The organism is Myxococcus sp. AM011, from assembly GCF_013372595.1.
Classification (GTDB): domain Bacteria; phylum Myxococcota; class Myxococcia; order Myxococcales; family Myxococcaceae; genus Myxococcus; species Myxococcus eversor.
This window is the reverse complement of sequence record NZ_JABXEM010000125.1, coordinates 1-13440: the sequence shown is the minus strand read 5'-3', so window position 1 is coordinate 13440 and position 13440 is coordinate 1. Positions and strand designations below refer to the sequence as shown.

Genomic DNA, 13440 nt, shown 5'->3' with positions numbered 1-13440 from the left:
TCCTCCTTCTCGTTGAAGCCCTTCTCGGAGGAACGCCATGCGCGCCGTGCTCCTGCTTGCCCTCACCCTTCCGCCCTCCCTCGCCCATGCCCAGGGTCTGCAACTGCAGCCGCACACCTTCCAGGCCCGCGACGGCCGGAGCGTTCAGGCCGAGCTGGGCACACTCACCGTGCCCCTGCGTCACGCTCGTCCCGAGGGCCCGGGCCTGCCCCTGCGCTTCGTGCGCTTCAAGAGCACGAACCCCTCGCCCGCGGCACCCATCGTGTACCTGTCCGGGGGCCCGGGCGGCTCCGGCATCGAGACCGCGCGCCGTGTCCGCTTCGACCTGTTCCTCGCCCTGCGCGAGGTGGCCGATGTCATCGCGCTGGATCAGCGCGGCGCCGGCGATTCGAATCCCCAGCCCGAAATGGCGCGGAGCTGGGCCGTCCCGCTCGAGCAGCCCATGGATGAGGCGCTGCTCGACACCACGGTGAAGAAGGCCGCCGCCGAGGCGAGCCGGACCTGGATGGCTGCGGGCGTGGACCTGGGCGCGTACACCACGGTGGAGAGCGCCGACGACCTGGAGGTGCTGCGCAAGGCGCTGGGGGCCCCCAAGCTCAACCTCTGGGGCATCAGCTACGGCACCCACCTGGGCCTCGCCTACCTGCGGCGCCACCCGCAGCGGGTGGACCACATCATCCTCGCCGGCATCGAGGGGCCGGACGACACCTGGAAGCGGCCCGCCCACGCGGAGGCGCTGCTCGACCGCTGGGATGCCGTGCTGCGCGCCGAGGGTGAGCGCGGACCGGGCCTGAAGGCGCGGCTGGCGAAGTTGTTGAAGGCGCTGCGGCGCGAGCCCCGCATCGTGGAGTTCACGGACCCGGCGAAGGGGGAACGCCACACCTGGAAGGTCAGCCCCTTCGACCTTCAGCGTGCTGCTTTCGAGTCCCTGCGGGACCCCGCCACCTTCCGGCGCTTCCTCGGCCTGCTTCCCGCGCTGGAGGCGGGGAACTACGAGCCGATGGCGCCCTTCGCGAGCATGTTGCGCGAAGGGGGGCTGGACCCGATGTCGCTCGCCATGGATGCGGCCTCCGGCGTGAGCCCGGCGCGACACGCCCTCATCGCGAAGGAGGCGTCGAAGGCCGTGCTCGGTGGCAGCGCCAACCCAGGCGCACTGCTGGCGGGGGATGTGCCTGGTGTGAGCGACCTGGGTGAATCCTTTCGAGGCCCGCTGAAGGCCTCGGCGCCCGTGCTCCTCATCAGCGGCACCTTGGATGGGCGCACGAGCCCGGACAACGCGGAGGCCTTGCGCCCCGGACTCTCCCAGGCCGTGCACCTGGTGCTGGAGGGCGCGGGACATGACGGCCTCTTCCAGTCGGACCCTCGCATCCTGGAGCGGATGAAGGCCTTCCTGAAGGGCGAGAAGCTTCGCGATGAGCGACTGAAGATCGAGGCGAAGCGCTGAGGTCGACCGCTCGCTCCGCATCCGGGCGGGAGATGGGCCGATGCCTCGCGGCTGTCGAGGAGGCAGCCCGTCTTCCGTCCGCCGCCGGGTCGGTGCACCGCGCTTGCCCCCGCCGCATTTTCAGCGCGCGGCGGTTTCACGCGGAAAGCGGAGGCATGACCATGAAGCAGCGCAAGCTGGGCCGGCAGGGACTGGTGGTTTCGGAGCTGGGACTCGGATGCATGGGGATGAGCGAATTCTATGGCGCGGGGGACGAAGCGGAGTCCCTGCGCACCATCCACCGGGCGCTCGAGCTGGGCATCACCTTCCTCGACACCGCGGACATGTATGGGCCCTTCACCAACGAGGAGCTCGTGGGCCGTGCGATTCGCGGCCACCGCGAGCAGGTGGTGCTGGCCACGAAGTTCGCCAACGTGCGCGGCGCCAAGGGCGAGTTCCTGGGCATCCGAGGTGACCCTGCCTACGTACGTCAGTCGTGCGAGGCCTCGCTGAAGCGCTTGGGGGTCGACGTCATCGACCTCTACTACCAGCACCGCGTGGACCCGAAGGTCCCCATCGAGGAGACGGTCGGCGCGATGGCGGAGCTCGTGCGTGAAGGCAAGGTGCGCTACCTGGGCCTCTCGGAGGCCGCGCCCGAGACGATTCGCAAGGCGCACGCCACCCATCCCATCTCCGCGCTGCAGACCGAGTACTCGCTGTGGACGCGTGACGTGGAGCAGGACGGCGTGCTCGCCATGGTGCGCGAGCTGGGCATCGGCTTCGTCGCCTACAGCCCGCTGGGGCGTGGCTTCCTCACCGGCCAGTACAAGCGCTTCGAGGACCTGCCCGCGGACGACTTCCGCCGCCAGAACCCGCGCTTCCAGGGAGAGAACTTCCAGAAGAACCTGGACCTGGTGCAGCGGGTGGAACAGCTCGCGAAGCAGAAGGGCGTGCCGTCCGCGCAGCTCGCGCTCGCGTGGGTGATGTCGCGAGGCCCGGACGTGGTGCCCATCCCCGGCACCAAGCGCGTGAAGTACCTGGAGCAGAACGCGGGCGCCGCGCGGGTGGAGCTCACGGGCGCGGACCTCGCCCAGCTCGACTCGGTGTTCCCGGTGGGCGCGGCGACGGGGCAGCGCTACCCGGACATGAGCGCGGTGAATCGCTGACGTGCCGTGACACCCGTGCCGTCGCGGGCGGCGGGGCCTCAAACCCATCCAATCCCTTCCCTTGAATCGCGATGACGCAGTCGCCCAAAAGGGAGGCGCCTCCAACGAAACAATTTGAAATACATACGGAGTGGCACAGGCCGCGCTCCTGCGCCTGCCTTAGAATTCTCACAGGAATCCCCGGGAGTGCGGGCCAGCGCGAGTTGCGCTGCCATTCCCCGGGCCCGAAATCATGGCAAATATTGCAAAGGCCCGTGCTCCCTGATTATAAGGACAGCGACTTCAGACAAGCTTATCCAAGCTGTCAGGAGGTCACAGGCGTGAAACGACACCTGCTGCCTTCAAGTCCGGTCGGCCCGGGGGGCCTCCTGTCATGAAGAGTGAAACATTTCATTCCCTTCAATCATGATGCATGGGCACAGCGCCTTGAAGCTCCTGCTCGTCGAAGATGAAGAGACGATGGTGGCTCTATTGAGGCAGGGCCTGGAGGAGGAAGGGCACGAGGTTCTTGTCTGTCATCAAGGGCGCGTCACATTGCGTCAGGACGAACTCGAGCACTTCGACGTCATCCTCCTGGACTGGTCCCTGCCAGACCAGGATGGGGTGTCCGTCCTTCGCCAATGGCGCGAGGCGGGCCTGCAGACGCCGGTGCTGATGTTGACCGCGCGCGGTACGCCGGGTGAGAAGGTGACGGGGCTTCGCGCCGGAGCGGATGACTACCTGTCGAAGCCCTTCGACTTCGACGAGCTGCTGGCGCGACTGGAGGCGCTGCACCGCAGGGACGACCAGCAGGGCGGTCCGGTGCGGATGGGTACGGTGCTGTTGGACGCTCGCCGCAGGGTGCTGCGCCGTGGAACCCAGGAGGAGTCGCTCACCGCGCGCGAGTTCTCCCTGATGTCCTCGCTGGCGCGTCACCCGGGCACGCAACAGGTGCGCGCGAGGCTGATGGCTCAGGCCTGGGGGCCTCACTTCGAGGGCAGCCCCAACGTGCTGGAGGTGTACGTGGGCTATCTGCGCGCGAAGCTGGAGCGACTGGGCGCCAGGGACGTCTCCATCCGCGCGGTGCGAGGCGTGGGATATACCCTGCTCATCGAGCAGGGACCGCGTGCGTCATGAAGCTCGCACGCCGTCTGTGGTTGCTCGGCGCCCTGGTGCCGGCGCTGGCCGCGCTGGTCGCGCTCGTCGTCGCCGGGCAGCTCTTCCGTTATGACCTGGAAGCCGCGCTGGACCATGCCCTGCTGACCCAGGTCGCGGTGGAGAGCCTCAGCGTCAGCCTCTTCGAGGGCTCCGAGAAGCGCGAGAGCCTGAACCTCGCCATGTACCCTCTCCTGGCGCAGGTCCAGCCGTTCGCCCCTCAAGGAGAGCTCTTCGGCCAGGACGGGCGACTCCTGATGCAGCATCCATCGCTGCCGGAGGAGCAGGTCGTCACGACCCTGCTGATGCCGGGAGACCCTCGGAGTCCGCCCCAGCTTTCGACTCGCGCCCTGCCGGATGGAACGCGCGTGCGCGAGGCGGTGGTCAGCGTGCGCTCACCCCAGGGTGAGCTGTATGCGCTGCGCCTGACGGCGACGATGGCGCAGGTGGATGAATCGGTCCGAGGCTATTATCGCAGGGCCTTCTCGATGGCGGCGCTCCTGGGTTTGCTGTTGCTGGTGCTCCAGACCTTCCTCGCCCGGCGCCTGGCGGGACGGTTGGGCGCCATCACCGGCCACCTGAGGATTCTGCGCGAGGGTGACTTCTCCCAGGCGCCGGCGCTGGACGGTGACTCGGATGAGATTGGCCAGTTGCGCGATGTGCTCGCCGAAGTCACCGACAAGCTGCGCGGCGCCCGGGAGGAGCAGGAGCGGCTCATCGCGGACGCCGCCCATGAGCTGCGCACGCCGCTCTCCCTCATGCGGACCCGGATGGACCTCGCGCTGCGACGCGAGCGCGGCAACGAGGAGCTGTTGGCGTCCTTCCGCGCGGTCCGAGGCGAGGTGGACCGGTTGGCGGTGCTCGCGGGTGAGCTGCTGGAGCTGGCGGCGGCGGGGCGGGGCGAGTGGGACAGGACGAAGGCGAACCTGGTCGACGTGGTGGGTCAGTCGGTGGAGGCGGCGCGCGCCGAGGCGGAGGCGCGTGGGCTCATCATCTTCCTGGAGTCCCCCACGCGAGAGGATGTCTGGTTCGATCCAGGGGGTGTGCGGCGGGCGGTGGACAACCTGCTGTCCAATGCCCTCAAGTTCTCTCCCTCGGGTGGGGAAATCCACGTGCGCTTGTGGCGGGAGCACGCGCACGCGCGCATCAGCGTGGTGGACCAGGGTCCTGGCATCCCGCCCGCGCAGCGGGAAGAGGTGTTCGCCCCTTTTCGAAAGCTGTCGAGCGCCACGCCCGGAGCGGGCCTCGGGCTGGCCATCGTCCGCGAGGTGGCGCGGCGGCACGGGGGCCGCGTCTGGGTGAACTCCGCCCGGAGTCGGGGAGCGGAGGTGGTGTTGGAGTTGCCCACCCGGCACCAGGGCTGAGCGAGGGTGAGAGCGCAATCCAGTCGGAGGCCGCCTCCAGTCGACCGCTCACTCCGTCCAGGCGAACCAGTTGGGCTCCCTGCACGCCCACGCGACGGTTCACCCCGAACGTCACCGGGGGCGTCACTCCCGTGTCGAAGTCCCGCAGCGCCTCCAGGTGAAGCATCAGGTCCGCGCGCGTGACGTCCGCGCCCGAGCGCCGCAAGGCCTCCACCAGCACTCGCGACGCCGCATATGCGCCGAGCTGGAAGGCCACATGACGCGGGCGCAGGCCGTGGCGTTGGAGGAAGGCGGTGAAGGCGCGCAGGTGCTCCTCGCGGGCCTCCACTCCCGGCGGGTAGACGAAGAAGACCGGGAGCGGCCCGCTCGTCACCGAGGACGGAGCGGCCAGGCGGGCGGGTGCATAGACACGCGTCTGTTGCTCCCAGGACGCCAGCGCTTCCACCAGCGTCGCGAGGCCCTCGGGCGGGCCGGCATAGAGCACGGCGGGTGTCCGCGCCTGACGCAGGGGCTGGAGCGCCGCGAGGTCCGTAGCCGTGCTCCTCAGGGGAATCTCCACCGGTGGAGGCAGCTCGCGTCGCAGGGCCTCCTCGCGCACCGCACGGGCCCAGGCGAGGCCCGATGCGTCTTCGGTGCGCACCACCACCAGGGCCTGACGGCGCAGCAAGGACTCGTCCGTACGCGCCAGGTGCTGCACCACCAGGCGGGCCTGCGTGGACTCCTCGGGGTAGAGGAAGAAGATGGGGCTGTCTCCGCCCTGGCCCTCGTCGGCGAGTGCGCTGGGGAGCACGAGCGGTGCTCCCTCGCGCCGCAGCAGCGCGTCCGAGGCGGGCACACCCTTGCGCAGGCTGCCCACCAGCGCGAGCACTCCGCGCTCCAGCAATCGCGCGGTGGCATCCGGCCCCACGGGCGAGGACTTCGAGTCGTGGAGCGCCGAGTCGTCCTCCACCACCAGCTCCAACCGCCGCCGGAAGATGCCTCCCTCCGCGTTCACCTCCTCGAAGGCCGCGCGCAGCACCTGCGCCACATCCTGCCCGGCTTCACCCAACCGCCCCCGCAGAGGCAGCGCCGCGCCCACCGTGAGGGTGGCGGGAGTGATGCCGGGGTCGGGTGTCTCACCCAGCGTCTCCAGATAGGCGAGCAGCTCCTCGCGCTCGGCCGGGGAGAGCACATAGCGCGGCATCGTCGCCCCGAGGATTCGACCGCTGGCCGAGCGGCCCTCGGTGATGGCTCGCAGCAACGTGTCACGTCCATACGCGGGGCGCGCCCGGTCCTCCAGGTCCCCCGAGTCACGCGCGCGCGAGTGGTGGAGGGCTCCCGGGCGGATGTCCGGCACGTCCACGCCACCTTCTTCACTGCCGCGCCCCGAGGGCGCGTGACAGCGCGCGCACGCGGCCACGGCGCCGCTCAGCTCGATGCGCTCGGAGCCGAGCTGGCCCACCAGGAGCGTGTCCCGGACACTCATGCCCCGCTGGAAGAGGCCGCGTCCGTGCTTCGCCAACATCGGGTCCACGGGAGCAGGTGTCGCCGATGGCTTGCACCCGAGCCACATCGACGCCAGGACCGCGAGCGCCCACCGTGCGGCACTCGAGATGCAGACGGCGCGGGTTCCGTCACGCATCCTCGGCGGGGCGCTACCGGGGGGCATCCAGGTGCTCCACTGCGTACACGAGGTTGTCGGTTTCCGACATCGCGGGGGCCTTCACCCACATGCCCGTGGTGGTGTCGCCGATGAGCAGCGTGGAGCCGTGGGTGTTGGGGTCGTTCGTGAAGCCCCCGAGCTTCTTGAGCACGAGGGAGATGTTCTCGGGAGCACCGGTGAGGAAGTACCAGCCGGGCCCCACACCGAACTTCTTCGTGAAGCGCGCGAGCGTCTCCGGGGTGTCGTTGGCGGGGTCCACGGAGAGGGTGATCATGGTGATGTCCCTGCCCACGCGGCCTCCCAGCTTCTTCTGGACCTCGGCGAGGTGCTTCGTCATGGGAGAGCAGACGCCCTTGCACGCGGTGAAGGCGAAGTTGATGAGGACCGTGCGGCCCCGGATGAGGTCCTCGTAGAAGCGGTGTGTCTTGCCGTGCTGGTCCACCAGTTCCGTGTTGGTGAAGTAGCGCGCGGCGGCGGCGTCCAGCGCGGAGGGCGTCGCGGTGTCGAGCTCCACGGGAGGCGCGGAGGCGGCGCGGACCTCGCGAATGGCCTCGAGGATGGAGGAGGCCGAGCCGAGGCCGTCCACGCGCAGCCACATGTCCGCTGTCGCGTTGCCCACGAGCACGAGGGGGCGGTGGGCCTCCTTGTCCGGCGCGTAGCCGCCCAGCGCGACCAGGGCCTCCTTCACGCGAGCGGGCTCGCCGGTGAGGAAGGACCAGCGCGGGCCGGGCGCGAAGGGTTCGGCGAAGCGGGCGAGGCGCTCGGGGGTGTCGTTGGCCACGTCCAGGGTGATGGAGATGAAGCGCACCGGGCTGTCAGGCCCCAGCTCCTTGCTCACGCGCGCCAACGTGGCGGTCATCGGCGAGCAGATGGTCTTGCAGCGGGTGAAGATGAAGTTGATGACCACCGTCTGTCCGCGCACGAGGTCGGATCCCAATCGCACCTGCTTGCCGTGTTGATCGACCAGGAGGACATCGGGCACCTGGATGCGGAGCGCTGGCGAGGCGGGAGAGGGGACTCGCGCCGTGTCCTGCGCGAACGAACCCGCCGGAGCGGTGGCGCTGAAGAACAGCAGCATGACGAGGGCCTTCAGGGGAGCGTTCGTCATCGGGGATGGACCTCGGAGGGAGGGAGGGCCGCCAGCGAGGGCTGGGCGCGCAGGGTGAAGTGGGGGAGTGTGCCGAGCGGGGCGCCTCGGCCCTCCACGCCGACGAGGAACTGGTACTGCCCGGGCTCGGGAACAGAGACGTCGACCTCGAAGAGCCCCTCTTCCACTCGCCGGGGAACGGGCCGCTCCAGCCATTGGCCCGAGGGCGGACGGAAGACCAACACCTGCACCTCCTCGGGACTCACCGGGCGCGGGTCCTTCGCGTCCGGGAGGGGCGCCAACCTGAAGCGCAGCGGGGTGGACACGCGAGGCGTGAGCGGCGCGCCGGCGTCGAAGTCAGCGGTGAGGGCGAGGGGTTGCTTGCGGACGGTGGAGGCATCCTCGGGGACGCCCCGGACGTCCCACTCCAGACACGCGATGGTGCGCGGGTCCTCCAGGAGGAAGTACACGTCGTGGACGCCGTTCTCTCGCACCACGGCCTCGGCGGTGAAGACGCCGGGCTCCACTTCGTGCAGCGAGCGGTCCAGCACCAGCACGGCCTTGGGCTCGCGGCCGTAGTTCAGGTGCGTGCCACGCGGCGCCATCATTCCCTCGCTGTAGAGGAAGAGGGCGCGATCCGCGGTGCCCGCGACGATGACGCCGTTGCCCTCGGGCATCGGAGCGATGGGCGCGGAGCGGCCCAGGCTCCTGGCCTCCAAGGGCCTCTTCTGCCCCATCACCACATGGACGATGGACGGCTCGCCCTCCTTCTTCGCCAGCGAGGCCAGCTCGATGAGAGACACGCGCGCGTCCTCGGTATTGCGCACGTAGGCGTAGGCGTCGGTGAAGACCAGCTGGTCCGGCGCGGAGAACCCGGTGAGGGAGTGGGCGAGCACACTGGAGGCCGCGTCGAGGACCTCCACTCTGTCGCCGTGCGGGTAGAGGACGAAGGCCCAGCGGCCGGAGGGGTCGAAGCGCAGCATCCCAGGCGAGGGCGAAAGGGAGATGCGGCGCGCCACCTCGCGGCGGGTGGTGTCCACCACCAGCGCTTCATGGGTGGGCTCGCGCACGGCGTAGAGGGCCTTGGCCACCTCGCTGTAGGCGATGTCGCCCACCCCACGGCCCACCTCCACGCGGCCGGTCTCCTGGAGCGAGGCCAGGTCCACGGACACCAGCGCTTCGCCCTCGGAGCTGGAGACCCACGCCGTCCGCCCGTTGTCACTGAAGGCGAAGGCGTGTCCGCCACCGCCCACCTCGAGCGTGCGCAGCACCTGGTAGGAGGCCGTGTCGAGGATGGACACGGTGCCATCGCCTTCGTTGGCCACCCAGAGCGTGCGCCCATCCGGGCTGACGGCCAGCCGGCCCGGCTTCTTTCCCACGGGGACGTTGCGCACGACAACGAAGCGGCGGAGGTCCACCACGGACACCGTGCCGTGCACGGGGATGGAGAGGAAGAGCGCCTTCCGGTCGGGAGGCAGCGCCCAGTCCGCGGGCTCGCCTCCCAGCGACACCAGGTTCTGAAGCTTGGTGCGGTCGAGGGCAATCTGGGGGTCTATCACCGACACCGTCTGGTCATGGTTGAGGGTGAGGAAGAGATAGGAATTGAAGTTGGCGTCGGCCCGCGCCGACAGGAGCCCTCCCAGATAGGTCTGGATGCGCTCCTTGCAGGTGGCCTCGTCGGGCGCGGACTGGCCCCGCGCGCGCCGGGTCATCCAGCCCAGCGGACGCGCCTTGCTCAGCGGCGCTCCGGTGCGGGGATTCTCGAGCACGAAGCGCGCGGTCCCCTCCAGCGGCGTCCCACGTTCAGCGCCTGGAATCCGGGCGTGCAGTCGCAAGTCGAAGCTCACGGCCACTTCGGGACGCGTCACTTTCACGGCGGGGGCCGCGGGCAGGTCCACGGGCTCGGGACGGGTGATGACGGGCGGAGCGCCGCGATGCCGTGACTGCCATTGCGCGGTGCCCAGGATTGCCGCGAGCACGGCGCCCGCGATGAAGAGGGAGTGCTTTCGCATGGTGGATGGGATTGCGGAGAAGGAAGGCCGGCGAGGGACGTTGAAGCCCCGCGCCGGCCCGGAGGACCACGAGGAACTACTTCACGCGCACCACGCCCCAGAGGCCGCCGCTGCTCCACTGGTAGCTGGTCTGGTCGCGGTAGAGATAGTCCCCGGGCACACGGGAGATGCCGCCCGCGCCGTACAGGGGATTGAAGTTCCAGGACTGCATGACGGACATGGTGCCCTGGCTGGAGACGATGCTCGAGGTGGGGTGGGGGCCCATGCGCAGGGAGGAGGCGCCCTGGGCCCAGGGGTTGAAGGGCCACTCGGCGCCATGGAGCGTGAAGACATGCTGGCGCGAGTGTCCCGAGGGATGTCCCACGCGCACCCGCAGGGGTTCGCCGGCGTTCGCGGTGAACACGGGCGTGGCCGGGTCTCCGTGCGCCGTGGAGCTCAACAGGTCACCCAGCTCCCGGTCATTGAGGAGCCCGGGGTCTGTCTGGGGAGGCAGGCCCAGGCGGGCCCACAACGGTTCGGTGTGATAGTTGAATGCCTTCTGCCCGGTGTCCTGGGAGTCGTCGATGCCCCGGGTGTTGCGCAGGGCGGTGCCGCTGCCGAGCCCCTCCGTGTCCCAGAAGCGCGACTGGCTGGAATGCAGGCCCAGGTCGTCCTGGTAGAGGATGACGAACTCGCGGAACGTCTCCGTCCTGCCTTCCTCGTCCTCGTCTTCTTCATCCTCGTCTTCCTCGTCTTCGTCCTCCTCCTCGTCGTCGCCCGTGCCGGGGAGGCTGTACCTCACGCGCGCCTGGGCGTCGGTGCCCACGTCCGTGGTCCAGACGGCGTCGGCGGGCTCGACGATGAGCGCGCCGATGCCGCCGTGCATGCCGTGGTTCACCACGTCCGCCATGTTGCGCAGATTGACGATGCCGAACTCCACCGGCGTGTAGATGCCTCGGCGCGTGGCCGAGCCGGTGTTGGAGCTGCGGTAGTCACCCATGTACCAGCGGTAGACGCGCTTGCCCCCGGGGGGCACCGTCTGGAGGGCATTGAGGCCCACGTTGGCGCCGTCGTCCGTGTTCACGTCGTAGTTGACGAGCTGCGGGTGCAGCGAGACGTGGCTGGAGGGCTTCACCTGGTTGACGTTGAAGTACGGGGTGATGGCCGTGTGGTACGCCCACTGCGGCGTCTTGCTGAGTTGGGCGGGCAGGCGGTTGGTGAGCTCCACCTGGAGGCACTCGCCGGCGCGGGCGCGCAGGATGAGCGGCTCGGGCTGGCGCGCTCCCTTCTTGAGGTCCGCCAGGTATTCGTCCCGGGCGAACAGGATGGCGTCGGGGTCGTGGAGGTCGTACTTGCTGTTGTAGACGAGGCGACCGCCCGGCAAGCCACTGGCCGCGTCAATCGCAGACACGCGATAGAGGCGCACCGAGCTGCCACGCGGGCACGCATCGACGTTCGCCGCCTTCTGGCCGAACCGTCCCTGCGCCTCCGCCTGTCGCACGAGCGCGGCGTCGAGCTGGCGCATCGCATCGGGGTAGGTCATGGCGTAGTTCAGCTTGCGCTCCCGGACCTGCTGACCCGCGTCGTCCACTTCATAGGAGCGTTGGATGGTCTCCTCGGTGTCGGGGTCCATCCGTCCGAGCACGGACTCCGTGGGCAGCTCCAGGAGGGGCGCGGGCGTCCAGGCGCTCCCCGCGAGTTGCGCGCGGAAGGACCTGGCGGCGGGGTCCATCGTCGACAGGTCCGCGGCCTGGAGCGCCAGATGTCCCAGCGTCTTCACACCCGTCTGCGTCTTCTTGTAGGTGCGCAGCAGGCCCCACATGCCGTTCCACAAGTCACCCGAGGAGGCGCTCTGGTACATGTAGTCGGCCGTCTCGTAGGTGCCTCCGAGCGCGGGCAGGCCATTGGTCAGGTTGAACTCGAAGTGCTCGGAGATGCCAATGCCTTGCGCATTGAAGTAGCCGCTGTGCGGGTCCGCGCCTTCGTGCAGCCACTTGGTGCCATGCAGGGAGAAGGAGTGCTGCTCCTCCTGGGAGCCCTGGATGAGGCGAATCTTCACCTTGTCACCCTCGTAGCCGCGCAGGAGCGGGGTGTATGGGTCGCCGTGCAGGTCCGAGCGGAAGACGTTGGCCATGTCCGCGCGCTCGTCCGAGCGGAGCACATGGTGGCCACAGCTCGAGGCGCGCTGACCGACGCGCAGGGGGATGGGCTCGTTGTGGTAGTTGATGACCATCGCGCCCGGGTCTCCGGCGCTGATGGCTTCCGGCATCGGCGTCGCCGCGAAGTCCACCGCCCACGGCAACACCGTCTCCTTGTAGTTGGGAGCGTTCACCGGCTGGCCACACGAATCATAGGCGGGGAAGTAGTCGGCGAAGGCGAGCGCGAACTCGCGGAAGCTGTTGGCGGGGTCCTTCGTGAGGACATCCGCCTGCCAGCTCGTGGGGCCACCATCGCTGGGGCGCGTGCCGTAGAAGACGCCCGTCCGCGGGTCCCTCCACTTCGAGCCCTTGGGCTCCACGATGAGGGCGCCGTAGAAGCCGTGGTGCTGGTGGGAGGACGGACCGAAGTGGTCGTGGGTGAAGACCGTCTCGATGGGCCGCTCCTGGCCCTTGGAGTCGGTGAGCGGGTCCGCCCACCAGCGCTGGGTGGTGGTCTGCGCGCCCATGATGCCCAGGCGTGAGTGCGCCTTTGCCGACAGGTGGACGCGCGGGCCCTGGGTGTCCACCGCGCCATCCGCCGCGTAGGCGCCGCCCGCGGTCTCAATCTTCTCCAGGCGGTGCAGCACCTCCTGGAAGGAGAACGTCCCGTCCTCGTAGTTCCAGCCGTTGCCCGCGCCGTCCGCGGCCATCACGTCGAACTTCACCAGATGGATGTGCTGCCCGACGGTGTCCGTGGGGGTGAATATCTGGAAGTCGTCCGCCTCCAGCTCCTTGGGCAACAGGTTGGTGGCGTAGAAGTTGATGCACTCGCCCGACTCGGCGCGGAAGAAGAAGGGCTCGGGGGGCCGCAGGCCGCTCTGGGTGTCCGCCACGTCGCCGTTGAGCACCATCAGGCGCGCCTGGCGGTCATGCCAGCCCTCCCGGTTGACGTTCTGCAGGTCGATCTGCAGATAGGCCGCGCGGTACTCGCGGCGTGGCGCGGAGGCGGGGCACGGGTCCGCGAAGGGCGCGCCCGCCACGGGCTTGCGACCGTTGACGTAGAAGAACCCCTTGCTGCCCGTCGCCGTCCAGGCCGGATAGGCCGCGACGGTGTCGGCCGTATAGAAGGGCCGCTGCGCGGAGGTGGCGCCGGGGAACTCGCCGCCATGGAAGGCCATGGCCTTCTTCTCCAGGAACGTGCCGTCCGGGGGCAGCAGCTTCACCTCCAGCGCGTGATGGTCCACGTAGAAGCGCTTGCCGGGCATCCCATAGGTGGAGGGGCCGATGGCGCGGGTGACGATGTGGCGCGGCAGTCCGCCATCCTCCTCCATGTCCAGCGGCGGCTGCGGCGGGCGGTGGCCAGCCTTGCCCGCGACGTAGAAGGGGTAGCCCGGGAAGGCGGGCCGCGACACCAGGTTGCCGCCCGCGTCCTTCACGACCGTGTCCACGTAGGTGGGCATGGGCGGCATGGCCCGGCTGGGGATGGGGATGAGGG

At 69.4% G+C, this 13440-nt stretch carries 7 protein-coding genes and 1 pseudogene; 4 read left to right on the top strand and 4 right to left on the bottom strand.

Annotation, left to right across the window (positions count from 1 at the left end; genetic code table 11):
• Positions 1–37 precede the first annotated feature (37 nt).
• The 4 genes from HUW62_RS24860 (at position 38) to HUW62_RS24845 (ending at position 5087) form a co-directional block, all read left to right on the top strand.
• Entirely contained in the window at positions 38–1444 is a 1407-nt protein-coding gene (locus HUW62_RS24860) for an alpha/beta fold hydrolase (protein WP_176435818.1), read from the top strand.
• A gap of 161 nt (positions 1445–1605) precedes the next feature.
• Entirely contained in the window at positions 1606–2589 is a 984-nt protein-coding gene (locus tag HUW62_RS24855; protein WP_176435817.1) for an aldo/keto reductase, read from the top strand.
• 426 nt (positions 2590–3015) lie between these two features.
• A complete protein-coding gene (locus tag HUW62_RS24850; protein WP_176435816.1) occupies positions 3016–3705 on the top strand; it encodes a response regulator transcription factor in 690 nt (229 codons plus the stop codon).
• Positions 3702–5087 (top strand): sensor histidine kinase KdpD, encoded by a 1386-nt coding sequence (locus tag HUW62_RS24845; protein ID WP_176435815.1) that lies wholly within the window; start codon positions 3702–3704, stop codon positions 5085–5087. The genes HUW62_RS24850 and HUW62_RS24845 overlap by 4 nt, the downstream gene beginning before the upstream one ends.
• 67 nt (positions 5088–5154) lie before the next feature.
• On the opposite strand, the pseudogene HUW62_RS24840 reads toward HUW62_RS24845, so the two are convergent.
• The 4 genes and pseudogenes from HUW62_RS24840 to HUW62_RS24825 form a co-directional block, all read right to left on the bottom strand.
• Positions 5155–6552, bottom strand: a pseudogene (locus tag HUW62_RS24840) (ABC transporter substrate-binding protein); the annotation flags it as partial.
• Positions 6553–6721: 169 nt separating this feature from the next.
• Positions 6722–7837 carry an SCO family protein gene (locus tag HUW62_RS24835; protein ID WP_176435814.1) on the bottom strand — a complete coding sequence of 372 codons (1116 nt, stop codon included), beginning with the start codon at positions 7835–7837 and terminating at the stop codon, positions 6722–6724.
• The gene (locus HUW62_RS24830) at positions 7834–9828 is read right to left on the bottom strand and encodes a YncE family protein (protein ID WP_176435813.1); all 1995 of its coding nucleotides are present in this window, start codon (positions 9826–9828) and stop codon (positions 7834–7836) included. The genes HUW62_RS24835 and HUW62_RS24830 overlap by 4 nt, the downstream gene beginning before the upstream one ends.
• A gap of 76 nt (positions 9829–9904) precedes the next feature.
• The coding region (locus tag HUW62_RS24825) for a copper oxidase (protein ID WP_176435812.1) at positions 9905–13440 on the bottom strand (3536 nt) is incomplete at its 5' end.

Bases quoted from the DNA above. Each gene is read 5' to 3' on its own strand.
- HUW62_RS24835 (WP_176435814.1), bottom strand. From the start codon at position 7,837: ATGACGAACGCTCCCCTGAAGGCCCTCGTCATGCTGCTGTTCTTCAGC.
- HUW62_RS24845 (WP_176435815.1), top strand. From the start codon at position 3,702: ATGAAGCTCGCACGCCGTCTGTGGTTGCTCGGCGCCCTGGTGCCGGCG.
- HUW62_RS24830 (WP_176435813.1), bottom strand. From the start codon at position 9,828: ATGCGAAAGCACTCCCTCTTCATCGCGGGCGCCGTGCTCGCGGCAATC.
- HUW62_RS24860 (WP_176435818.1), top strand. From the start codon at position 38: ATGCGCGCCGTGCTCCTGCTTGCCCTCACCCTTCCGCCCTCCCTCGCC.
- HUW62_RS24855 (WP_176435817.1), top strand. From the start codon at position 1,606: ATGAAGCAGCGCAAGCTGGGCCGGCAGGGACTGGTGGTTTCGGAGCTG.